This is a genomic window from Dactylosporangium sp. NPDC050588, assembly GCF_040654975.1.
GTDB classification, from domain to species: Bacteria; Actinomycetota; Actinomycetes; order Mycobacteriales; family Micromonosporaceae; genus Dactylosporangium; species Dactylosporangium maewongense.
Genome location: NZ_JBFAJA010000024.1, coordinates 39226 through 60679 on the forward strand (window position 1 = coordinate 39226; position 21454 = coordinate 60679).

The 21454-nt window shown below is 73.3% G+C and carries 25 protein-coding genes and 1 pseudogene; 12 read left to right on the forward strand and 14 right to left on the reverse strand.

All coding sequences use genetic code 11. The annotated features are described in order from the left end of the window. Positions 1-4: 4 nt before the first annotated feature. Positions 5-955, forward strand: coding sequence for a hypothetical protein (locus AB0I21_RS18405; RefSeq protein WP_360562493.1), 951 nt, complete (start codon positions 5-7; stop codon positions 953-955). Between the two features lie 19 nt (positions 956-974). Continuing rightward, complete coding sequence (locus AB0I21_RS18410) at positions 975-1427, forward strand: hypothetical protein (protein WP_360562495.1); 453 nt, start codon at positions 975-977, stop codon at positions 1425-1427. A gap of 120 nt (positions 1428-1547) precedes the next feature. Here the strand turns inward: AB0I21_RS18410 and AB0I21_RS18415 are convergent, their stop codons facing one another. Then, complete coding sequence (locus AB0I21_RS18415) at positions 1548-2192, reverse strand: TRIC cation channel family protein (RefSeq protein ID WP_360562497.1); 645 nt, start codon at positions 2190-2192, stop codon at positions 1548-1550. A 217-nt stretch (positions 2193-2409) separates the two neighbouring features. Here AB0I21_RS18415 and AB0I21_RS18420 point away from each other — a divergent pair, with 217 nt between their 5' ends. Continuing rightward, entirely contained in the window at positions 2410-3603 is a 1194-nt protein-coding gene (locus AB0I21_RS18420; protein WP_360562498.1) for a PQQ-binding-like beta-propeller repeat protein, read from the forward strand. A gap of 72 nt (positions 3604-3675) precedes the next feature. Here AB0I21_RS18420 and AB0I21_RS18425 read toward each other — a convergent pair. Further along, a pseudogene (locus AB0I21_RS18425) lies at positions 3676-4440 on the reverse strand (EamA family transporter); the annotation flags it as partial. 66 nt (positions 4441-4506) lie between these two features. Between AB0I21_RS18425 and AB0I21_RS18430 the strand changes: the two are divergent. Continuing rightward, a complete protein-coding gene (locus tag AB0I21_RS18430) occupies positions 4507-5394 on the forward strand; it encodes a LysR family transcriptional regulator (protein ID WP_360562500.1) in 888 nt (295 codons plus the stop codon). Between the two features lie 39 nt (positions 5395-5433). On the opposite strand, the gene AB0I21_RS18435 is transcribed toward AB0I21_RS18430, so the two are convergent. From AB0I21_RS18435 to AB0I21_RS18455, 5 genes are all read right to left on the reverse strand, one after another. Further along, positions 5434-5832 carry a cupin domain-containing protein gene (locus AB0I21_RS18435; RefSeq protein WP_360562501.1) on the reverse strand — a complete coding sequence of 133 codons (399 nt, stop codon included), beginning with the start codon at positions 5830-5832 and terminating at the stop codon, positions 5434-5436. Between the two features lie 35 nt (positions 5833-5867). After that, positions 5868-6260, reverse strand: a complete 393-nt coding sequence (locus AB0I21_RS18440) for a VOC family protein (protein WP_360562503.1) — start codon at positions 6258-6260, stop codon at positions 5868-5870. Then, on the reverse strand, positions 6257-6556 hold the full coding sequence (locus AB0I21_RS18445; RefSeq protein WP_360562505.1) for a metalloregulator ArsR/SmtB family transcription factor: 300 nt from the start codon (positions 6554-6556) through the stop codon (positions 6257-6259). The genes AB0I21_RS18440 and AB0I21_RS18445 overlap by 4 nt, the downstream gene beginning before the upstream one ends. A 42-nt stretch (positions 6557-6598) precedes the next feature. Then, positions 6599-7252, reverse strand: a complete 654-nt coding sequence (locus tag AB0I21_RS18450; protein ID WP_360562506.1) for an SIMPL domain-containing protein — start codon at positions 7250-7252, stop codon at positions 6599-6601. A 248-nt stretch (positions 7253-7500) separates the two neighbouring features. Next, a complete protein-coding gene (locus tag AB0I21_RS18455) occupies positions 7501-8052 on the reverse strand; it encodes a hypothetical protein (RefSeq protein WP_360562508.1) in 552 nt (183 codons plus the stop codon). Positions 8053-8107: 55 nt separating this feature from the next. Between AB0I21_RS18455 and AB0I21_RS18460 the strand changes: the two genes are divergently transcribed. Continuing rightward, entirely contained in the window at positions 8108-8527 is a 420-nt protein-coding gene (locus AB0I21_RS18460) for a DUF1810 domain-containing protein (protein ID WP_360562509.1), read from the forward strand. Between the two features lie 25 nt (positions 8528-8552). On the opposite strand, the gene AB0I21_RS18465 is transcribed toward AB0I21_RS18460, so the two are convergent. After that, the gene (locus AB0I21_RS18465; protein ID WP_360562510.1) at positions 8553-8831 is read right to left on the reverse strand and encodes a hypothetical protein; all 279 of its coding nucleotides are present in this window, start codon (positions 8829-8831) and stop codon (positions 8553-8555) included. Positions 8832-8958: 127 nt separating this feature from the next. Here AB0I21_RS18465 and AB0I21_RS18470 point away from each other — a divergent pair, with 127 nt between their 5' ends. Together AB0I21_RS18470 and AB0I21_RS18475 are read left to right on the forward strand one after the other, a co-directional pair. Further along, complete coding sequence (locus AB0I21_RS18470) at positions 8959-9330, forward strand: hypothetical protein (protein WP_360562512.1); 372 nt, start codon at positions 8959-8961, stop codon at positions 9328-9330. Positions 9331-9430: 100 nt separating this feature from the next. After that, positions 9431-9784, forward strand: coding sequence for a hypothetical protein (locus AB0I21_RS18475; RefSeq protein WP_360562514.1), 354 nt, complete (start codon positions 9431-9433; stop codon positions 9782-9784). Positions 9785-9791: 7 nt separating this feature from the next. On the opposite strand, the gene AB0I21_RS18480 is transcribed toward AB0I21_RS18475, so the two are convergent. Next, entirely contained in the window at positions 9792-10400 is a 609-nt protein-coding gene (locus AB0I21_RS18480; protein ID WP_360562516.1) for a LysM peptidoglycan-binding domain-containing C40 family peptidase, read from the reverse strand. Between the two features lie 37 nt (positions 10401-10437). Further along, positions 10438-11541 carry an acyltransferase gene (locus AB0I21_RS18485; protein WP_360562518.1) on the reverse strand — a complete coding sequence of 368 codons (1104 nt, stop codon included), beginning with the start codon at positions 11539-11541 and terminating at the stop codon, positions 10438-10440. Between the two features lie 108 nt (positions 11542-11649). Between AB0I21_RS18485 and AB0I21_RS18490 the strand changes: the two genes are divergently transcribed. The 5 genes from AB0I21_RS18490 to AB0I21_RS18510 all read left to right on the forward strand — a co-directional run bounded on the left by AB0I21_RS18490 (position 11650) and on the right by AB0I21_RS18510 (position 15159). Then, positions 11650-12078, forward strand: coding sequence for a hypothetical protein (locus tag AB0I21_RS18490; RefSeq protein WP_360562520.1), 429 nt, complete (start codon positions 11650-11652; stop codon positions 12076-12078). A 93-nt stretch (positions 12079-12171) separates the two neighbouring features. Then, positions 12172-13335: a PLP-dependent aspartate aminotransferase family protein gene (locus AB0I21_RS18495; protein ID WP_360562522.1), complete on the forward strand. Its 1164-nt coding sequence runs from the start codon at positions 12172-12174 to the stop codon at positions 13333-13335. Between the two features lie 109 nt (positions 13336-13444). Further along, entirely contained in the window at positions 13445-14329 is an 885-nt protein-coding gene (locus tag AB0I21_RS18500) for a DUF1996 domain-containing protein (protein ID WP_360562524.1), read from the forward strand. 201 nt (positions 14330-14530) lie between these two features. Next, a complete protein-coding gene (locus tag AB0I21_RS18505; protein WP_360562525.1) occupies positions 14531-14821 on the forward strand; it encodes a metalloregulator ArsR/SmtB family transcription factor in 291 nt (96 codons plus the stop codon). After that, positions 14818-15159 (forward strand): VOC family protein, encoded by a 342-nt coding sequence (locus tag AB0I21_RS18510; RefSeq protein WP_360562527.1) that lies wholly within the window; start codon positions 14818-14820, stop codon positions 15157-15159. The genes AB0I21_RS18505 and AB0I21_RS18510 overlap by 4 nt, the downstream gene beginning before the upstream one ends. On the opposite strand, the gene AB0I21_RS18515 is transcribed toward AB0I21_RS18510, so the two are convergent. From AB0I21_RS18515 to AB0I21_RS18530, 4 genes are all read right to left on the reverse strand, one after another. After that, the gene (locus AB0I21_RS18515; protein ID WP_360562529.1) at positions 15156-17471 is read right to left on the reverse strand and encodes an Hsp70 family protein; all 2316 of its coding nucleotides are present in this window, start codon (positions 17469-17471) and stop codon (positions 15156-15158) included. The genes AB0I21_RS18510 and AB0I21_RS18515 overlap by 4 nt on opposite strands. Positions 17472-17778: 307 nt before the next feature. Further along, on the reverse strand, positions 17779-18228 hold the full coding sequence (locus AB0I21_RS18520; protein WP_360562530.1) for a DUF427 domain-containing protein: 450 nt from the start codon (positions 18226-18228) through the stop codon (positions 17779-17781). Between the two features lie 142 nt (positions 18229-18370). Then, complete coding sequence (locus AB0I21_RS18525) at positions 18371-18832, reverse strand: HAD domain-containing protein (protein ID WP_360562664.1); 462 nt, start codon at positions 18830-18832, stop codon at positions 18371-18373. 79 nt (positions 18833-18911) lie between these two features. After that, the gene (locus tag AB0I21_RS18530) at positions 18912-21389 is read right to left on the reverse strand and encodes an Hsp70 family protein (RefSeq protein WP_360562532.1); all 2478 of its coding nucleotides are present in this window, start codon (positions 21387-21389) and stop codon (positions 18912-18914) included. Between the last annotated feature and the right edge of the window lie 65 nt (positions 21390-21454).

Below are 21454 nucleotides of genomic sequence, written 5' to 3' on the forward strand. Positions count from 1 at the left end.
CGGCATGGCGTTGCGGGGTCGGCAGGTGCTCGTGCTGGTCGCGGCGGTGGTGGCGGCCGTCGCCCTCGCCGTCACGGGGATCGTGCTGGTGCTGGCCAAGGTCGGCGGCGGGGCTCCCGTGAGCGTGACCGCGACCGCCGCCGGGGACGGCGACCTCGAGGTGACCCGGGCGATGCTCCTGGCCCGGATGAAGGCCGCCAAGCTGCGCGACCCGTCGGTGACCCGCGACGGCGACCGCAAGCTCGTCCTGACCGCCCGCGGCGCCACGGCCGCGCAGCTGAAGGCGCTGACCGCGCCGGGCCGGCTGCACCTGCGGCGGGTCGCCGCGGCCGCCGACGGCTCCGGCGCCGCCACCTCCTCCCTGCCCGCGCCGACGTCGACCCCACCGGTCGCCGCGGCCCTCGGCGACGCCTACACCGCGGCGTCCTCGGTCACCACCGAGCAGGAGGCGCAGGCGCTGCCGGCCTCGGTACGGGCGGCCTTCGCCTCCCTGCCGCCGGCGGACGTCGCGACCCTCCCCGCCCGGATGCGGCTGCTCATCCCCGAGATCCGCTGCGAGCAGCTCTCGGCCCGCCCCGCCGACGCCGCCGGCGAGCCCGTCGTCGCCTGCGAGGGCCCCACCAAGCTGCTGCTGGACCCGGCCACCATCACCGGCGCCGACATCGCCTCGGCCGAGGCCGCCCGCTCTGAGCAGGGCATGTGGGTGGTGGTCGCGTCGTTCCGCCCCGACGCGCAGGCCAAATTCACCAACCTGTCGAAGCAGCTCTTCGACGCCCAGGAGCGCCTCGCCATCGTCCTGGACAACACCGTCATCTCCGCCCCACAGATCGCCGGCGTCATCCCCGGCGACGTCCAGGTCACCGGCAACTTCACCGAGTCCGCCGTCCGCACCCTCGCCGCCCAGCTCAGCGGCGGCGGCGAACTCCCCGTCACCCTGACCGTCGCCGTGCAGTAGCTTCCCGGCATTGGGGATCGTGACCGACTATTTCGTGGCCACCGCCGGACGCGCGGCGGCCGCCGTGGAGCACGGCCCGGCCGCCGAGCCCGACCTGCCGACGCTGGAGATGAAGTGGGTCGAGCCGGCGGTCCTCGGCAGCAGCCTGTGGGCCATCATCGAGGGCGTCCCCGCCGAGGGGGACCGCGTGCCGTTGGACCTGGACCGCTACGACGCCGCGGGCGAGATCGTCGGGGCGGCCGACGACTACGGGCACGGCGTCCTGCGGATCGCCGACGGGTTCGTGCGGGCCCTCGCCGGGCTGGCCGACGAGCGTATCCCCGCCGTCGCGGCCGTCTGGTCCAGGTGCGAGGAGTGGATCGGCGACTGGGAGCCGGGCGAGCTCGACGACACCGTCCTCGGCCTGCGCGACCTCGCCCGCGAGGTCACCCGCCCGGACCTGGGGATGTACATGTGGTGGTCCGGACCCTGACCGTCGTCTGACGATTCTGCTCAGGTCGCGGGGGTGCGCCGCCGATCGGGCGGCGGAGGCACCATGCGCCCTCGTCCTGGTCTCGCGGACCGAGCCCGGTCAGCACGGCAGGCCGCGGGCTCAGCTCGGGTCGGCCGGGGGGCGGCGTTGCCAGGCTCGGGGGGCGGTCCACTTGCGGAGCATCGCGGTGAGGCGGAAGGCGAAGACGAACACGGCCGCGGCCACCGCGACGGCAGGCATGGGCAGGCCCGCCTCGTGGGCGGCGGCGACCGCGACGGCTCCCGCGGCGGCGGGGATCGCGTACAGGTGGGTGTCGGCCTTGACGAGGGCGGGCGTCTCGCGGGCGGTGATGTCGCGCAGCACGCCGCCGCCGACGGCCGTCGTGATGCCCAGGAGAGCCGCCTGGATGGGGCCCAGGTCGTGCTCGAACGCCTTCAGGGTGCCGGTGACGCAGAACAGGCCCAGACCGGCGGCGTCGAAGACGAGGACCGTGAAGGACAGGCGCTGGGCGTACGGGTGGATGAAGAACGTGACGGCCGCGGCGGCGAGCGGGATGCCGAGGTAGGTGAGGTTCGCGAAGGCGGGCGGCGGCGTGTCGCCGATGATGACGTCGCGGAGGATGCCGCCGCCGAGCGCGGTCAGCAGCGCCAGGATCACGATGCCGACGACGTCGAACCCCTTCTGGATGGCCATGAGCGCGCCGGAGGTCGCGAACACGTACAGCCCGGCGAGCTCCAGGACGATGACGACGGCACCTGCTGACATGCCGACCAGTGTCGCCGGTTCAAAAGTTGTGGGCCGCACCGACCGGCAACAGGACGCTCCTCGGGGTGCGGCGCGGGCGGCCGCCGGATGATCACACCCAGGGTATGGACGCGGCCGTTTCAGGCCGGTAAATGCGTATTTTCCGGAAATGCTGGAAGTACGATCGCCTGGTTGTGTCGAGCGCTTCCCCCGGTGCGGACCGAGAGGGACCTCCTGCATGACCATGCCATCGCGGCGGCTGACCCGGCTGATGCTCGCCATCGGCATCGCCGTCACCATCGTCGCCACCGCAGCAGCACCGGGCACAGCGGCACCGGCCGGGCGCGCGGGCGACTGGACGCACGCCGGGTTCGACGCCGGGAACAGCGGATACAACCCGTCCGAGGCGGTCGTCAACGCCGGCAGCGTCGGCCGGCTCGAGCAGCGCTGGTCGGTGCGGCCCGCCGCCGGGGCGGAAGGGTGCGCGCCCGCGCTGCCGCCGCCGCTCGTCGCCGGCGGCCGGGTGTACGTGCTGGACGGCGAGGGCGTCACGGCGCTCGACGCGGCGACCGGCAAGCGGCTGTGGCGGGAGCCGAAGCTGTTCGACAGCCTCGACTTCCGGCAGCTCGTCGTCGCCGGCGGCCTGCTCATCGCCACCGGGACGTCGTGCTACGCCAACAGCGACCCCGACGGGCGGGTGGTCGCGCTCGACGCCGCGACCGGGGCCCGCCGGTGGAGGCTGACGCAGGAGCCGCCGGTCAACGCGCTCGTCGTCGACGCCGGCACCGTCCTCACGTCCGGGTGGGCCACGGCGACCAACGAGGACACCGTCATCGCGTACGACATCCGCGACGGCCACCGGCGGTGGGACCGCACCGGTGCCGTGCTCGCCGGCCCCGTCTCGTCGGCCGGTCGGGTGCTGCTGCACGACGCGAAGGGCACGACCGCGGTGACCATAGCCGCGGGGACGGCGCTGTGGCGGTCGAAGGTGCGGTGGAAGCCCCTGGCGGCGACCGCGGACCGGTTCCTCGCCGTCCCCGACCCGGTCGCGCAGGGCGACCTGCGGGGCCTCGTCGCGATCCGGGCCGGCTCGGGCGGCGTGGCGTGGCAGCGGACCGAGGCGGTGGACTCGGTCGCGACGGACGGGCGGCGGGTCTACGCGGCGGGCGGCGGCAGCGTCACCGCGTTCCACGCCGGGCGGGGTTCGCGGCTCTGGTCGCGGAGCCTGCCGGGCGCGCCGCAGGGGCCCGTGCGGGCGGGCGGCCTGCTGTACGTCACCGTCGAAGGCAGGCCGGTCGCGATCCTGTCACCGGTCACCGGCGGGGACGTGCCCGGCGCCGCACGGCTGGAGGGCGCCGTCCAGCACGTCGTCGTCTCCGGCGGCCGGATCTGGACCACCGACGGCACCACCCTGCGCGCCTACAGCCCGTGAGCCGGCGTGCGCCTCCGCGTCCTGCGGGGTGCGGGCGCCGGTCCGGGTGGCGCCGACGCCGGCGGTGACCACCAGGGCGACGCCGACGACCGCCACCGGTCCGGGCGCCTGGTGCAGCAGGAGCGCGCCGGCCGGGAGCGCCAACGCAGGCTCCAGGCTCATCAGCGTGCCGAAGGCGCCGGCAGTGAGCTTGCGCAACGCGTACATCTCCAGGCTGAACGGCACGACGCTCAGCAGGACCGCCAGTCCGAGCCCCGCGGCCAGCACGGGCCAGGAGAGGCCGGCGACGACCGCCGGGCCGGCGACGGCGGTGGAGACGAGACCGGCGACGACGGTGGAGACGGCGAGGCCCGCGTAACCGCTGACGTGGTCACCGACGTGCTGGGTCAGCAGGATGTACCCGGCCCAGCACGCGGCGGCCGCGAGGGCGAACGCGACGCCGGCCGGGTCGGTGCCGCCGTGCCACGGCTCCGTCAGCAGCACGACGCCGCCGCCGGCCAGGACGGGCCAGACCAGCGTCGCGCGCCGGCCGCGGACCGCCGCCACGCCGAGGGGGCCGAGGAACTCCAGGGCGGCCGCGGTGGCGAGCGGGATCCGCGCGACCGCGGCCATGAACGACAGCATCAGGCAGGCGGTGACGACCCCGAGCGCGACGGTGGCCAGGATGCTGGCGCGGGTGAAGTCCCGCCGCCGCGGCCGCACCAGCACGAGCAGGAGCAGCGCGGCGCAGACGAGGCGCAGGCAGACGGCACCCGACGGGCCGACGCTGTCGAACAGGCCGACCGAGGCGGCCAGCCCGATCTGGATGCAGACCATGGAAGCGATCGCGGCGAACATACCGCGAAGTAGACGGCATCCGGATCGTCCACGTCCACGTGTGATTCGCTGATGTACCGTTCGCGAATGCTGAACAATGACCGCCTGCTGCTGCTGGCGGAGCTGGCCCGGCTCGGCTCCATGCGGGAGGTCGCCGACGAGCTCGGCACCACCACCTCGACGGTGTCACAACAGCTGGCGGTCCTCGCGAAGGAGGCCGGCACCGCCCTGACCGAGCCCGACGGGCGGCGGGTCCGCCTCACCCCGGCGGGCCGCCGGCTGGCCCGGCACGCGGTGACGATCCTCGCCGCCGTCGAGGCCGCCCGGCTGGACCTGGACCCGTCCGCCGAGCCGGCCGGCACTGTCCGCGTCGCGGGCTTCGCCACCGCGATCCGCCGCTCCCTGCTGCCGATCGTCGCCGCCCTGCCGTCCCGGCACCCCGCGCTGCGCGTCCTCATCCACGAGCACGAGCCGGCCGAGGTGCTGCAGCTGCTCGCCGGCGACCGGGTCGACCTCGGCCTCACCTACGACTACAACCTCGCGCCCGCCCCGCTCCCGGACACCGTCGAGGCCACCGCCCTGTGGACCAGCGAGTGGAGCCTCGGCGTGCCCGCGGGCCGCGCCGTTCAGGGCAGCGCGCTGGAGGTGTTCCGGCACTTCGAGGGCACCCACTGGCTCGTCAACTCCCGCAACACCGCCGACGACGACGTGGTCCACACCGTCGCGGCGATGGCCGGTCACACCCCGCTGATCACCCACCGCGCCGACAGCCTCGACCTGATCCAGGACCTGATCGTCGCCGGCCTCGGCATCGGTCTCCTGCCCGCCGACCAGCCCACGATCCCCGGTGTCACGCTGGTGCCGCTGCGCTCCCCCGACGTGACGATGCGCGCGTTCGCCGTGACCCGCCTCGGCCGCCGCGCCTGGCCACCCCTCGCCGTCCTCCTCGACCTGCTGACCACCCCGGCTCACTGACTCCCGCGGCTCGCAGGGGTCTTCTCGCAGGGGGTGTTCTCATAGGGGGTCTTCTCGCAGAGTGTGGCCGGTGGTGCTGTCGACGTGGGTGGGGACCGTGCCGTCGTGGCGGTCGCCGGTGGTGATGGTGCCGGTCGGCTCGAACATGAGGATCGCGCCGCCCGGGGACGACGGGCGGTGCTCGACGCCGCGCGGCACGACGAACGTGTCGCCCTTGTGCAGCTGCACGACCCGCTCGCCGTGCTCGTCGCGGACGGCGACGTCGAACCGCCCGTCGAGCACCAGGAAGAACTCGTCCGTGTGCTCGTGCACGTGCCAGACGTGCTCGCCGAGGGTGTGCGCGATCCGCACGTCGTAGTCGTTGACCCGGGCGACGATCCGCGGGCTGTAGACGTCGTCGAAGGAGGCGAGGGCATCGGTGAGGTTCACGGGCTGCATGCCTCCCATGGTCCTCGCCCCGTCTTGTACGTTCCTTACTGCGCCTGCTGGGCCGCGATCTGGATCAGGTTGCCGCACGTGTCGTCGAACGTGGCGACGGTGACCGGGCCCATCTCCGTCGGCTCCTGGGTGAAGACGACGCCGAGGGCGCGCATCCGCTCGTACTCCTTGTGCACGTCCTCGACGGCGAACGACGTGAACGGGATGCCGTCCTCGATGAGCGCCGCCCGGAACGGGGCGACGGCCGGGTGGTTCGCCGGCTCGAGGAGCAGCTCGGTGCCGTCGGGGCGCTCCGGCGACACCACGGTCAGCCAGCTGAACTCCCCCATCGGCACGTCGTGCTTCTTCACGAAGCCGAGCACCTCGGTGTAGAACTTCAGCGCCTTGGCCTGGTCGTCGACGAACACGCTCGCCAGGTTGATGATCATGTTTGCTCCGGCTCTCTCGGGATCAGCCACCGCTCGACGATCTCCCGCAGCGGGCGCGTGTCGAGGTGGTGGTACTTGTACCGCCCCTCCCGGCGCGCCACGACCAGCCCGGCCGCCTCCAGGAGCTCCAGATGCTGGGAGATCGCCTGGCGCGACGAGCTGATGTGGTGCTTCATGGTGAGGCGGCTACAGAGTTCGAACAGCGTCTGCCCGTCGCGGTCGGTCAGCTCGTCGACGATCGCGCGGCGGGTCGGATCGGCGAGCGCCTTGAAGACGTCGCCGCTCATCTCGCTCATGACCCATTCATGATAGGCAAGCAGCTACTTGCATATCAAGTCTCACAGCACCGTCGGTGCCGTGATCGTGAACCGCGCCTCGACCTCCGCCCGCACCCGCTGCCGCTGCGGATCCAGTTCGAGCGGCGCCGGTCCGCCGTACGACGCCCGCTTCATCGCCCCGGCGTCGTACGCCTGGAACTGCGCGAACGACTCCGAGCCGCGGCTCAGCCCAGGGTCGGACAGCTCGAGGAGGTCGACGACCTGCGCCCCGAGCGCGTCGGCGTACTCCTTGCCCCGGACGATCGCATCGGCGACCGCGTCCCGCCGCACCTCCTTGAACACCGGACTGTCGGGCCGCAGCGACCACATCGGCCCGTGCACGTGCGTCTGGTCCTGGTTCGCGACGGTCAGCAGCATCTCCCCCAGCGCCGCGAAGTCCTTCACCACCACCGTGGTCGACACGCTGCCGGAATACGCGGTGACCCGCTCACCCTTCTTGCCCATCTCCGGGTGCACGTGCAGCCCGCTGGTCTCCCGCCGCTCGATCCCGTCGCCATACCGGTCGAACAGCCCTCGCAACGCCTCGACCCGCTCCCGCAGCCGCGTCAGAGTCGCCTCCCGATCCTTGTCCCGCGCGACCACCGTCACCGTGAACTCGGCCAACTCGGGGTCGACCTCACGCACCGCTTCACCACGCACCGCAACCACCGTCATCCCGCGAGCCTAACCACCACTCCCAACACCACCCGCCCAAACCAGCGCCCCATAGCCCCCGTGCGACTCCGAGGGCCAATCCCCCAGAGGCACACCTTCCGTCATCCTCTGAGGTGGAGCGCCGGGTGACCCGGTGCAGGAATTGTCCCCGCCGGCTGGGCCCGCTTCGCCCCGCGCGCGGGCACGGGCCGCCGTCCGTCAAGCGGGCCAGTCGTCAGGCGGACCCAATCGTCAGGCGGACCTCATCGTCAGGCGGGCCAGTCGTCGAGGACGTAGTGGCGGATGAGGGCCGCGTGGGACAGCGGCGTCGACAGGTCCGTCACGTCGCCGTTGGTCGTGTAGTCGAGCAGGACCACCTCGCCGTCCTCCGTGAGCCGCCGCAGCTCCTCGACCTGCTCCGCCGCCTGCTGCTCCAGCACCCAGCGATACGCCGGTAAGTAGATCTGGCGGCGGGCCGTCTCGTAGTCCAGCAGCGTGTCGCCCGTCAGCCCGCGCCGGTGCCCGTGGACCTGCCCGAACCGGCGGACCGTCCGCTTCAGCCCGGTCATGCCCGTCGCCGTGAGCTTCGCCGGGTCGACGTCGGCGGTGTCGAACACCTTCAGCGCCTGCCAGATGCCCTCGACCGACGCCCCGTCCGTCCCCGGACTGAACGGCACCGGGATGCCGCCGTGCGGATAGAACGGGCTGAGCCGCACCCACGGCTGCGGCCCCCGCGACGTCACGTCCAGCACCGTCGCTCCCGGGAACGCCGCCGCCAGCGAGGCCGCACCCCGCCGCCTGCTCGCCACATGCACCGCCATGAAAGCACCCCTCCCCGTCACACGCATCATGCCCCCCGGGTACGACAATTCTGGGATGGATGATCCGTACGACCTGGCCAGGTTCGTGGTCGCGCAGGAGGACACCTACGACGACGCGCTCGACGAGCTGCGCCGGGGGCGCAAGCGCAGCCACTGGATGTGGTTCGTGTTCCCGCAGGTGGCGGGGCTGGGGTCGAGCCACATGGCGCAGCGCTTCGCGATCTCGTCGCTGGACGAGGCGCGCGCGTACCTGCAGCATCCGGTCCTCGGTCCGCGCCTGCACGAGTGCGCCGAGGCGATGCTCGGTAACACGGAGGCGACCGCGCGCCAGGTCCTCGGTGACATCGACGCGATGAAGCTGCGCTCGTCGATGACCCTGTTCCAGCTCGCCGCGCCGGAGGACAACGTCTTCGCCAGGGTCGTCGACCGCTTCTTCGGCGGCGCCCCCGACGCCGAGACGATCCGCCGGGTCTGAGTCGAGGCGGTCCGCCGGGTCTGAGTCAGGCAGGGCGTTCGAAGGGCAGCGGCATGCCGGCGGCGTCCAGGACGCGGACGTACCCGTCGACGATGGCCGCGAGATGGTTCGCGGCGTACGCCAGCTCCTCCTCCGCGGCGGCGGTGTCGCCGGAGCGCAGCAGGTCCAGGGCTTGCTGCACCTCGCCGGCGAGGACGGACAGCGAGTCACCCTGCACCAGGACGCCGGGGTGACGGCGGCCGGGCAGTCGTAACACCGCGTAGTTGTGCTGACCCGTCATCATCTCGACCTCGACCCGCGCCACCTCCCGATCCTACGGCGGGTGCACGCCGGAGCAGGGTCGAGGCACTGGCACGTTTCCGGGATTTGTCCGCGTACGGAGTCGCCTACCTTCAATTCCAACAGCACACAGACTTTCCAGGGAGCACACGATGAGCGACTTCGACTACGGCCACATCGAGACCGGCGAGAACCACGAGGCGCTGGACCAGCTGCACCAGGTCGACGCCAGCGAGCAGAACTACGACTCACAGTTCGGCGTGTACGAGCAGGACCACGCTTCCGCCGAGAGCACCAGCTTCGACCAGGGCCACCACATGTCCTACACCGACCCGAGCGGCGCGCAGTACGAGGAGTCGGACTACACCTCCTACGACCACAGCGCGGCCGAGACGGACCACGTGTTCGCCGCGGAGGGCTCCGAGTCGGCGTCCTCGAGCGAGTTCCACGAGCTCGAGGCCCTGCAGGCCCGCCTGGACAGCGCGTTCGCCTCGTCGACCCAGATCAGCGGCGTCTCGGCGTAACAGCAAGCGAAGCCCCTGGCGTGAGGCCGGCCACCACCACGGTGACCGGCCTTCGCCATGCCCGCGCTTAGGAGGCGCGGCCGGCGGGTATCGCTGACCCATGGCGCAGTATGAGGTCAACGAGGACGCGGTGGCGTACGCGCGGAAGCTGATCGACGCGCGGCAGTACGTGCTGGACAGCGACTGGGGCGCGGCGCAGCCCAAGGCGGCCGACGACAACGCGTTCCTGGAGAAGCACACGTGGGACGAGTACGCGCGGTGGCATCTCGGGCTGACCGTCGGCCCGGGTGAGGAGACGAAGGCGCGCTACGCGTTCGCCTACGGGGACCTGCGGCGGCTGCACCGCACCGGCCTGATCGCCTGCGTGTACCGGGCGTCGGAGTGGCGCCACAAGGAGGTCGAGCTGGCCGCGCACGACCTCCTGCAGTACCTCGACGAGAAGACCGCCAAGTAACGCGGAGCTACGGCAGGCGGACGAACGCCACCACGTTCTCCGTGCGCGGCAGCGCCTGCAGGTGCACGGAGACGCCCGTGTGGCCGGCGTTCACGACCTGGTTTTCGCCGATGTACAGCATCACGTGGCCGCCGTTGTTGGTGAAGACGAGGTCGCCCGGTTCCAGGGCTTCCCGGGTCACCCGCTGTCCGACTTTGATCTGGTCGTACGTGATGCGTGGCAGCTGCACACCGGCGGCCTGCCAGGCTCGCATGACCAGCCCGGAGCAGTCGAACGTCTCAGGTCCCGCGGTCGCGAACTTGTACGGCTTGCCGACCTGCGCCTTGGCGTAGGCGATCGCGGTGGCGGCGCGGGCGGCCCGCGTGGAGCCGGTGATCGTCAGCGTCTGACCGATCCTGATCAGGGTCGAGGTGCCGAGGTTGTTGAGCCGCTGCAGGTCGGCGACCGTGGTCCCGTTGCGCCGCGCCAACCCCCATAGCGTGTCTCCCGCCTGTACGACGACCGTCTGCGCGACAGGTTGAGCGGGAGCCGGCGCCGCGTGCGCGACCGCCGCCGGGGCAAGGGCAGCTACGGCCGCGGTGAGGACGGCTGATGCCTTGAGCCAGGGTGCATCCATGCAACGGAACATAACGAGCCATACTCGGAAATGTCCCTCATATCCGAATATTCGCATCAGCGGGCGGGCGGCCGCGTTCGAAGCGGTGGAACGCCGCCCAGCACACCGCGAGCACCACCGCGAACGCCGGCAGCCACAGGATCCGCGCCGCCATCCACCCGGGCGTGTCGGGGATCGTGTGCAGGCCGGGGCGGGTGCCGTCGACCAGCAGCGACACCGCGATCATCGCCGTCTGGTGCCACAGGAACACCGTCATCGCCGACAGGTTCAGCAGCGCGACGCAGGCCCACGCGACCGGCCGGCGCAGCACCGCCCGGAGCGGCTCGAGCAGCAGCAACGCCAGCCCGCACTGGGCGAGACCGAAGGTGACCGCCGCGAGAGTCGGCGGGTTGAGGTTCGACAGGCCCTCGCCGGGCACCCCGACCATCGACGCGGGGTAGCCGAACCAGCGGATCAGCACCGCCGTCGCCACGGCCCCGCCGGCCAGCAGCGTCCAGCCGGTCCGCCGCACGTCGAGTGCGCCGCGGGACCAGGCCGCACCGAGGCAGAACGGCACCAGCCACCCCGCGGCCAGGTTGACCCAGCCGAGCCACTCGGGCCCGAGCGGCCCGAAGCGCAGCACGTCCACGGCGATCACCACGCTCAGCGGCCACTGCCAGTGCAGCCGCGACACCAGCGGCGCGACGGCGGTCAGCGCGGCGAAGACCAGCAGGAACCACAGCGGCGACAGGACCAGCTTCACCAGCGTGTGCACGGTCCGGTCGGCGGCGCCGGCGGCCAGCATCGCCGCGACGACGACCGCCCACACGCCGAGCAGCGGTGGCACCGGCCGCAGCAGGCGGGTCAGCCGCGCCGCGAGCCACCGGCGGTAGGGCAGCGTCCGCGGCCGGCCGGCGGTGTACCCGCCGACGAGGAAGAACACTGCGAGCGTCTGGAACAGCCAGGACACGGGCGCCAGGTCGGGCATGAACCGCAGCGGGCTGGCGCCGCGCACCACGCCGCCGTCGGTGACCAGCGCCGTCACCATCCAGTGGCCGAGCACGACCCCGCCGATCGCGAGGGCACGCAGCCCGTCGACCGCACGGTCCCGGGTCGGCGGGGTCCTGTCTTCCAAGCGCTGCGCAAGGGCGAGCAAAGCCATGCGGCGACGCTACGGTCGGCGCACCCGCACCGTCGTCACGCTGCGGGACTGCATCGCAGTACCACCCCGGTACTACATCGCTGGACGGCGTCCGGTACCAAGGTGGGCATGAATCGTCTCTGGTGGTGGTGCGGCGGGGTCGTCGGCGCGGTCGTCTTGGTGACCGGATACCTGCTCGCGACCGACTTCCCGGCCCGGTCCGACGCGCTCGCGGCGCACCAGCCCGGCACGTGCGGGCTGCTGACCGCCGGCACGAACGCCCCGTACGGTGTGGTCGCCTCCTGCATGATGCTCGGCCGGCGCACCCCGCCGGGCGGCGACCCCGACGGCACCGTGTTCGTCGTGCTGGAGACCGACCGAGGGCCGGTCGCGCTGCGCGTCGAGTACAACGGCGAGGGCGACGCGTACACCGCCGACGCCGTGGAGATCCCGGCCTATCTCGCGCCCGGCATCTCCGGCGACCTCGGCAACCGCATCAAGGACGGCATCAACCAGCGCGGTGGCCTGCGCGCCGAGCCGTGGCGGGTGCACGGCTGAGCACCGGGGCCCGAGACCCAGGCCCAAAGACCTAGAAGCCGGCCAGCCCAAGGCCCGACGCCGCGACCCACCCGCCCGTGCCAGGCTGAACGCATGGAAAAGCAAGCGAGCATGACCAGGCTGCTGCACCCGCACGTCGCACCGCAGGCGGGCGGGGCGCCGCTGGTCACGCCGATCCACCAGACCAGCACCTATGAGCTGCCCCGCACCGACGAGGCCGCACGGATCGCGGCCGCGGTGGCGCCCACCGGCTACTACACCCGGTATGGCTCGCCCAACGCCCGCGAGGCCGAGGCGATGCTCGCCGACCTCGACGGCGCCGAGGCGGCTCTGCTGGTCGGCAGCGGCATGGCGGCCGTCAGCGCCGCCCTGCTGTCCACAGTGGCCGCCAACGCTGGTGAGATCCTGGCCCAGAAGAGCCACTACACCGGCACGCTGACGCTGCTGCAGGAGATGCTGCCCGCGTTCGGCAGGCAGGTGCGGCTGGTGCCGCAGGAGGAGCTCGCCGCCGCGGCCGGCAGGCAGACCCGGGTCGTCTATGTCGAGACGCCCAGCAACCCGACGATGACCCTGACCGACCTGCGCGCCGTGCGGGCGGCCGCCCCCGACGCGATCATCATCGCCGACAACACCTTCGCCACGCCGTACAACACCCGGCCCCTCGACTTCGGGGTCGATCTGGTCGTGCAGTCGGCCACGAAATACCTCAACGGGCACAGCGACGTCACCGCCGGCGTCGTCACCGGGTCGGCCGCCCTGATCGCGAAGGCGTGGGAGACCGCGCGGGTCCTCGGACCGGTCTGCCATCCGTTCGAGGCGTGGCTGCTCGCCCGGGGGCTCAAGACGTTCCCGCTGCGGATGGCCCGGCACAACGCCAACGGGCTCGCGGTCGCGCGGTTCCTGGCCGAGCATCCGGCGGTGCGGGCCGTGCACCACCCCGGGCTGCCCAGCCATCCGCAGCACGACCTCGCCGTCCGGCAGATGCGCGGGCACGGCGGCATGCTCGCCTTCACCGTGGCGGATGCCGATGCGGCTGTACGGGTGCTGCGCGCGACCAAGCTCTGCCGCAACGCGGTCAGCCTCGGCGGCCCCGAGACCCTCATCACGCACCCGGCGTCGCTCGTGTTCGCGCACCAGAGCGCCGAGGAGCTCGCCGCGTCTGGCGTCGACGCGACGATGCTGCGGCTGTCGGTCGGTCTCGAGGAGCCCGAGGACATCGTCGCCGATCTCGCCGCAGCGCTGTCCACAGTGGACTGATGATCCATCTGGCAAGCGGTGGCAAACGGTTGTCGGCGTGAAGAACGCGCTGCTAGCGTCGGGTTTCATCCCCATTGGAGATGCTCGATTCCACCGCCAAGGAGTTGCTATGAGCATCAGGTCCGTGCTGCCCCGTGCCCTGCGAAGTCCGGCCCGGCGCGTCCTCGTCGTCGCGGTCGCGGCGACGGTCATCGCCACCGTCGGAGGGCTCGGCACCGCAGCCGCGGCGGACGACCCGCCGCGCGCCCAGTACCACGAGATGCACGCCAACTGCACCGTCACCCACCGGCTCGGCGACGACCCCATCGTGTTCCCGGGGCTCGCCGGCGCCTCCCACAACCACTCGTTCATCGGCAACCCCGCCACGAACGCCAACTCGACCCCGGCGTCGCTGGTCGGCGGCGCCACCTCCTGCGAGGACCAGGAGGACGCGTCCGGCTACTGGTTCCCGACCCTGCTGCAGAACGGCAACCCCGTGTTGCCCGACAAGCCGACCGTGTACTACAAGTCCGACGTCAAGGACTACCGCACCGTCAAACCGTTCCCGGCGGGCTTCAAACTGCTCGTCGGCGACGCCCGCACCCCGGACGCGGCACACTTCACCGGCAACTGGCAGTGCCCGGGGTACAAGGGCAACGAGATCCCCGCGTCCTGCCCGTCCGGCTCGTCGCTGGTCGTCCGCATGACCGCGCCGAGCTGCTGGGACGGCGTGCACCTCGACACCGCCGACCACAAGTCACACATGGCGTGGCCGGTCAGCGGGGTGTGCCCGGCCTCGCACCCGGTGCCGCTGCCGATGCTGGAGATCAAGCTGCCGTACAAGCTGCCCGGCGGCAACACGTCGAACCTGGCGTACTCGTCGGGGGCCAGCTACACGTTCCACTACGACTTCATGAACGGGTGGGACGCGGCACGGCAGGCGTACCTGGTGACCTACTGCATCAACGGCGGGCGCCAGTGCAACGGCTACGGAGAGGACCCGAAGAAGCCCTGACGAAGACAGCCCGGAGGCCCGACCGGCCTCCGGGCTTCATCCGGCACGCGCTCGTCGGCGACCTGGGGAATCCGGTCGCCATCGTCGTTCGGGGGCTGTATGCCCGCCGTCGCTCCGGAGGCCCGGCTCCTCCGCTGACAGCAGGACACTGGCGAGAGTTGGGTGCTTGACTATTTCGGGTTGAGACGAAATAGTCGGGGCGTGACGGAGGACGACGCTGATGAGGTGTTGCGGGCGTTCTCCCATCCGGCGCGGCGGGAGATTCTGCGGCACTGCTGGCACGAGCGGCAGTCGGCGGGGGCGCTCACGGCCGCGTCTGGACTCGCCGCGGCCAGCGTGTCGGAGCATCTCAAGGTGCTGCGCAAGTGCGGGCTGGTGACGCTGCACAAGGAGGGCACGTTCCGGTGGTACAGCACCGACCGCGCCCGTGTGGCCGACCTCGCCGCCTGGCTGCGTGACTTTCCCGATGCCGTATTCGAGGAGCAGCCATGACCAGTCCGATCGTCCACTTCGACATCCACGGCGCCGCGCCTGAGAGTGCGCAGCACCGCTTCTACGCCGGACTCTTCGGCTGGCAGGTCAGCCCGCGCGGGCCCGGGTACGCGCAGGTCAGCACCGGTGAGGGCGGCCTGCGCGGCGCGCTCGTCGACGCCGAATCACCGTCGGTCACCGTGGGCGTGGCCGTGCCCGACCTCGACGCGGCGGTCGCGCGGGCCGTCGCGCTCGGCGGCGCCGTGACGATGCCGCCGACCGACAACGGCTGGGTCGTCAAGGCGCAGGTCACCGACCCGTCCGGCAACCCGGTGACGCTCATCCAGGACCGGGCTTAGGAGAGCGCCGCCACCAGCTTCGGGAACGTGCCCTTCCCCACCTGGATCAGGCGGCTCTGCATGTCGCGGGCCTGCGCGTCGGTGAGGGCCTTCCCGCCCGTGCCGGCGACCAGCGTGATGGTGTAGACCAGGTTCGAGTCGACGCCGACGAGCGTGAATGTCGGCGCGGCCGGCTGCTGCAGGTCGGCGTAGGTGAACGCCTGCTCCCCCACGCCCGGGACGTCGGTGACGGTGCCGTTCAGCGCGGCGGAGTCCCGCAGCTGCTTGGCGACGGCGGAGCCGGAGGCCACGTCCTTGTAGACGGTCGGCATCGCCATCACCGACGCCGTCGTCACCGTGTTGCCCGACTTGTGCATCCGGCTCACCGTGCAGGAGGCGGTCCCGGCGTACGTGTTCAGGTTGCGCGACGGCGTCGGGTCGCCGACGGCTTCCTCGTACTGGCTGGTGATCGGCGCCAGGTCGACGGTGGGGCAGATGTTCTGGGGCAGCTTCGTCATCTGGAACCTGCCGGGCCCGCTCGCCTGCCCGCCCGTCGAGGTGCTGCCCGGCGTGCCGCCGCCGCCCTTGTCGCCGCTCTTGAGCAGCACGTACGCGACCACGCCGCCGCCGAGGAGCAGCACGACGACGAGGATGAGCCCGAGGCCCACCGCGATCCCGCCGGCCCGGCTGCCGCCGCTGCTGGCCGGCCGCTGACCCGGCGGCTGCCACGCGGGCGCGGCCGGTGGCAGCGGGCCGGGCGTCGCCGACGGTGGCCCGCCGGGCGTCGCGGACGTGGGCGCGGACGCGTACGGGCTGGCGGACACCGGCATCGGCGCCGGTCGCATGCCGCCGGCGACGGTGGAGTCGGGGAACGCGGCGGCGGGCATCCCGCCCGTGTACGCGCCGGTGTCGTAGATCCCCGTCGTCGGCGGCGCCGAGGTCGGGCGCCCCGGGAACGGCCCCGTCACGGGCGGACCCGACGTGGAGCCTCCCGGGAAGGGCGCTGTCACGGGTGAACCTGACGTCGGCCCTCCCGGGAACGGCGCCGTCGTCGGCGGACCCGCCGCCGGGCCTGCGGGGAACGGCGCCGCTGAGAACGGGGTGCCGGAGACGGGGGCGCCGGTGGTCTGCTGGCCGGGCTGGAACGCGACCGGTGCGGGCGAGGCCGGCGCCGCTCCCGGGAAACCGTGCGCCGGGGAGCCCGTAGGCTGCGTCCCCGCCGGCTGGAACGGCTGCTGGCCCGGACCTGGCCGGTTCGGCGTCGCGGGCCGGCCGGACACCGGGGAGCCCGGGGCCGCGCCGGCCGGGCTGCCCGTCGCGTGCAGGGCGCCTTCGGCGACGACGAGCTCCGGCTGCTCGGCGACGATCGGCGCGATCCCGATCGACTCGTGCAGCATGGTCGCCACGAGCGGGATCCGGCTCGACCCGCCGACGAGGAACAGCCCCGCGATCGCCGACGCCGGCACGGCCGCCTCGGTCAGCAGCGACCTGGTCATCGAGACCGTCTGGCGCAGCACCGGCCGGGCGAGCCCTTCCAGCTGCTCGCGCCCCAGCGGCACCTCCTTGCCGAGCGCGGGCACCATGACGACCGTGCCGCTGGCCCGTGACAGCATCTCCTTCGCCGAGCGCACGTCGTCCCACAGCTGCCGGCGGCCGGCCGCGTCGGACCACAGCGTGCCGTACGTGGCCTCCAGGAACGCGACGACCGTGGCGTCCACGTCGAGCCCGCCGACGTCGTTGAGCCCGTCGGACGCGACCGGTTCGAAGCCGTGCGGCGCCCGCCGCAGGACGGTGACGTCGCAGGTGCCGGCGCCCAGGTCGTACACGACGACGCAGGCCCCGACGGGAAGCTCACCGCCGCGGGTGGCGGCCAGGTAGGTCGCCGCCGCGACCGGCTCGCCCACGAGGTCCACGTCGGCGAACCCCACCTGCCGCGCCGCGTCGACCAGCACCGCGCGCCGGCCGGCGCCCCAGTTGGCGGGGTGCGTCAGCGTGACGGCCGTGACCGGCCCGGCGACCCTGGCGGCCTCCGTCGCGACCCGCTGCAGCACCGCCGCCACGAGCTCCCGGACCCCGACCTCCGCGTCGCCGAGCAGCACGCTGGTGTCGTCGACGCGCCGCTTCGGGTTGGGCTCCAGCCGCTCCGGCGCGCTGCGCGCCAGGTGGGCGGCGTCCCGGCCCGTGTGCAGCCGCCCGTCCGGCCCGAGCAGCACCGCCGACGACAGCAACGGCGACCCGTCGAACAGCAACGGCTGCACCCGCCCGTCGGGCCGCCGCAGCATCGCGATCGTCGTGGACGTGCCGAAGTCGACCCCGAGCTGGAAACCTGTCACGGTCGGCGAGCCTAACCGGTCCCGCCACCCGGCGGTCGCCGGACTGTCCTCCACCTGACGCAGCGGGACAGTCCCCCACCGGACACCGCGAAACCACCCCGCGAGACACGGCGAATGCTGCCGACCCGACACCGCGGAACCGCCCCACGGGACACCGCGAAAACTGCCCCCAAAAAGGTGCCCCCGCCCGACACCGTGGGACCGCCCCACGGCACACCGCGAGAAACTGCCCTCCACGGGACACCGCGAGAACTGTCCCCACCGGACCACCCGAGGCCACGTCCAGGGGCCGCCCTCGACCGCACCCCTACCAGCCGAGCGTGCCGGGGCCTCCCTTGATCGGGCCGGTGATGTCGCTGGTGAGCCAGCCGCCGTAGAAGTCACCCGGCTGGGGTGTGACCCGCTCGCCGTCGACCGTGCACTCGTCGAACCTGGACGGGTAGAACGCGAGCATGCCCCGCAGCGCCTCATATCCGCTCGCCGGCTCCTCATACGACCACGCGCCGCCGGCCACCCCCGCGACGTCCCAGTAGGTGGCGACGCCCTTGAACTCGCAGAACGTCTGGTGCGGCGTCGGCTGGAGGGGCACCGCCACGTCGGCGGGCGGCACGTAGTACACCGGGGGATGCGACGTCTCGAGCACCCGCAGCGCCGCACGCGTGTCGACGACGACCTGCCCCGCGTGCCGGACGACGATGTGCCGCGCCGTCGGCTCGACCCGGGGAGGCCGTGGATAGTCCCACACCGACTCGGTCATACCCCCATCATGCCGCCCGGGTACGACAGAAAACCCGGTAGCGTGCGGGAATGGCGACCGATCGGGCGGATCTGCTCCGCGAGCTCAACAGTCGACGCCAAGGCCTTCGACGCCGCCGTGGCGGAGGGCGACGTGGAGCGGTTCACGGGCTGAGGCTCTCGAGCCACGCCGCCACAGTGGAGACGTCGGCGCGGGTGAGGCCGTGCCGGGCGTCGACGGCGTGCAGCAGGGCCGGGGCGGGGTGGTGGGCGGCGACCCAGTCCCGGTCGGCGGCGCCGATCTCGTCGTCGAGCCAGGCGAACGGCCGGCCGGCCGCGAAGGCCACGAGCCCGGGCGTCTTCCAGTGCACCCGGCCCGGCGGGTCCTCGTCGGGGAAGTCCACGACCGGCAGCCGGGGCAGGCCGAGCCGCGGCGCGACGACCTCGTTGGCGTCGTCCATCCAGGTGGTCGCCCAGACCAGCTCGCACGGCAGCGCCGCGAGCCAGGTGCCGTGGGCGGGATCGATGCGGGACAGCAGCGGGTTGCCGCCGCCGGTCGCCGGGGCCGAGCGCGCAGCGACCGCGCCGAAGGGGATCAACGGACCGTCGACGTCGAGGAACAGCACCGGCAGCACCCGGGCAGCGTAGCCGCGGGGCGCGACAAAGTGGCCGCCTGCCCCGCCGGAAAAGCTGGCTATGGGCTCCTCAGCGGCGGATCGGGTGGAGGCGGATCATGCCCCGGCTGTCGCCGGTGGCGAGCCAGGCGCCGTCGGGGCTGAAGGCGAGGGCCTGGATCGGGGCGCCGGTCGGGCCGGTGGTGGCGATCCGCCGGCGGGTGCGGGCGTCGAGCAGGACGACCCGGCCGGTGGCGTCGCCGGAGGCGATGAGTGCGGCGCGCTGGTCGTACAGGAGCGACGTGATGCGCGCGGTGTGGCCGAGGTCGCCGGCGGTGGCGGTGGCGGTGAGCGTGCCCGCGGCCGGGTCCCACAGCTCGACGACGGCCGCGCCCCCGGCGAACGCGGCGACCGCCAGGGTCCGGCCGTCGGGGCTGAACGCGAGGCGGGTCGCGGGGCTGGTGGTCAGCGCCGCCAGGCGGTGGCGGCCGTCGACGGTGTGGACCTCGACGGTGCGGTCGTGGGCGAACGCGGCCCACCGGCCACCGGGGTCGAGCACGGCGTCGGCGGTGGTGCCGGCCGCGGGGTCCGGCTGCTGGTCGAGCGGGCCGAGCTCGGTGCCGGCGGCGAGGTCCCACAGGCGGTAGCTCCCGCCGGCGAAGCCGACCGCGACCGGGGTGCCGCCGCGCTGGTAGGCGATGTCGGCGATCCCCGCGGTCGGGCGCGCGGCACCGGTGGTCGCCGGGACCGCGGTCGTCGCTCCGGTCGCGGTTGCCGCGTCGGTACGCCACCTGCGGCCGGACTCGTAGCCGCCGGTCGCGAACGTGGTCCCGTCGGGGCTGAACCGCACCGCGCGGACCGGGTTGGTGTGGCCGGTGAGCGGGCCGCCGCGCTCGGCGTGCCCGGCGACGTCCCAGAGCCGGACGGCCGAGTCGCCGCCGCCGGACAGCAGGGTGGCGCTGTCGGGCGCGAACGCGAGGGCGAGGATCGCGCCGCCGTGGCCGGGCAGCTCGGTGGCGGCCCCGAGCCCGGTGGCGGTGACGGCGGCGGTGGGGGTGACGGCGGCGGTGGGGGTGACGGTCGGGGTGACGCCGGCGTGCTGCTCCTGCCGCGACGGGCTCGGACCGGGCCACCAGGCAGCCACCGCGGCGACCCCCGCGACGAGGGCGGCGAGCGCCGCCCACACGCCGCCGCGGCGGACCCAGTCCGCGACCGTGCGCGCCGGCCGGACCGCCGGGGCGACGGGGTCGATCACCGGCTCGCTCTCCCAGGCCGGCTCCGCCGGCGGCAGCGGCTCGAACACCGCCCCGTCGATCGGCAGGCGCGGCTCCGGCAGCACGGCGGTCGCGGGCTCCGGCAGCACGAGCCCCGGCGGCAACGCGTCGAACGGCGCCGTCGGCGACACGTCAAAAGGCACGTCAAAAGGCACGTCGAACGGCACGCTCGGCTGCCGCTGGCCGGGAATGTGCGGGTCAACAGGCTGGTCCGTGTGCGGGTCGCCGGGCGGCCGCGCGTGCAGGCTGCCGGCGGCGACCACGAGCTCGGGATGGTCCAGGACGCTCGGCGCGATGCGGGTCGCCCGGTGCAGCAGCGTCGCCGCGAGCGGCACCCGCGAGCCGCCGCCGACGAGGAACAGCCCGGCGACCTCGTCGGTGTCGATGCCGGCGGCACGGAGGGTCCGCAGCGTCACCTCGACGGTCCGCCGCAGGTACGGCAGCGCGAGCGCCTCGAACTCCTCCCTGGTCACGTGGATCGTCGCGGCCGCGACCGGGATCCGCAGGTCGCCGGTCGCGTGCCGGGACAGCTGCTCCTTGACCGCCCGCGCGCCGTGCCACAGCTGGTGGCGGGCCTCCTGGTCCGGCTGGGTCTGCGGCCGGTCCAGCCGCTGCCACACCGCGGGCCCCGCGGTCTCCCGGGCCAGGCCGACGACGGCCGCGTCGAGGTCCAGCCCGCCGACGTCCGCGATCCCGGCCGACGTGACGACCTCGAAGCCGGCGCCGGTCGCCCGGACCGCGCTGACGTCGAACGTGCCGGCGCCCAGGTCGTAGACCACCAGGCACCGTCCCGGCGGGAGCTCCTGCCGCAGGGTGCCGGTGAGGTACGCGGCGGCCGCCACCGGCTCCGGCACGAACCGGACGGCGCCGAGCCCGGCCCGCTCCGCGCTCTCGGCGAGGACGGCGAGGCGGGTCGGTCCCCACGTTGCCGGGTGGGTCAGCACCACGGTCGGCGGCGGCACGCCGGTGGACCGTTCGGCCTCCACCGCGACCCGCCGCAGGACGGCGGCGACGAGGTCGACGACGGTCACCTCCCGCTCGCCGAGCAGCACGGTCCGCTCGTCGACGCGGCGCTTCGGGTTGGGCTCGTACGCGGCGGGGAACGCGACCGCCGCCCGCTCCGCGTCCGCGCCGGTCAGCAGGTCGCCGCCGGGTGCGGCGAACACGGCCGAGGACAGCAGCGGGCTCGCGTCGAACAGCAGCGGCCGGGCGACCCCGTCGGCGCCGGCGAGCATGGCGACGGTGGTGGAGGTGCCGAAATCGATGCCGAGCCCCGCCGCGCCGTCCGTCACCACCCGATGACCTTACGAAGTCATGACTGTTCAGCGGTACACACGAACGAGGTACCCTGCGGGCTCGC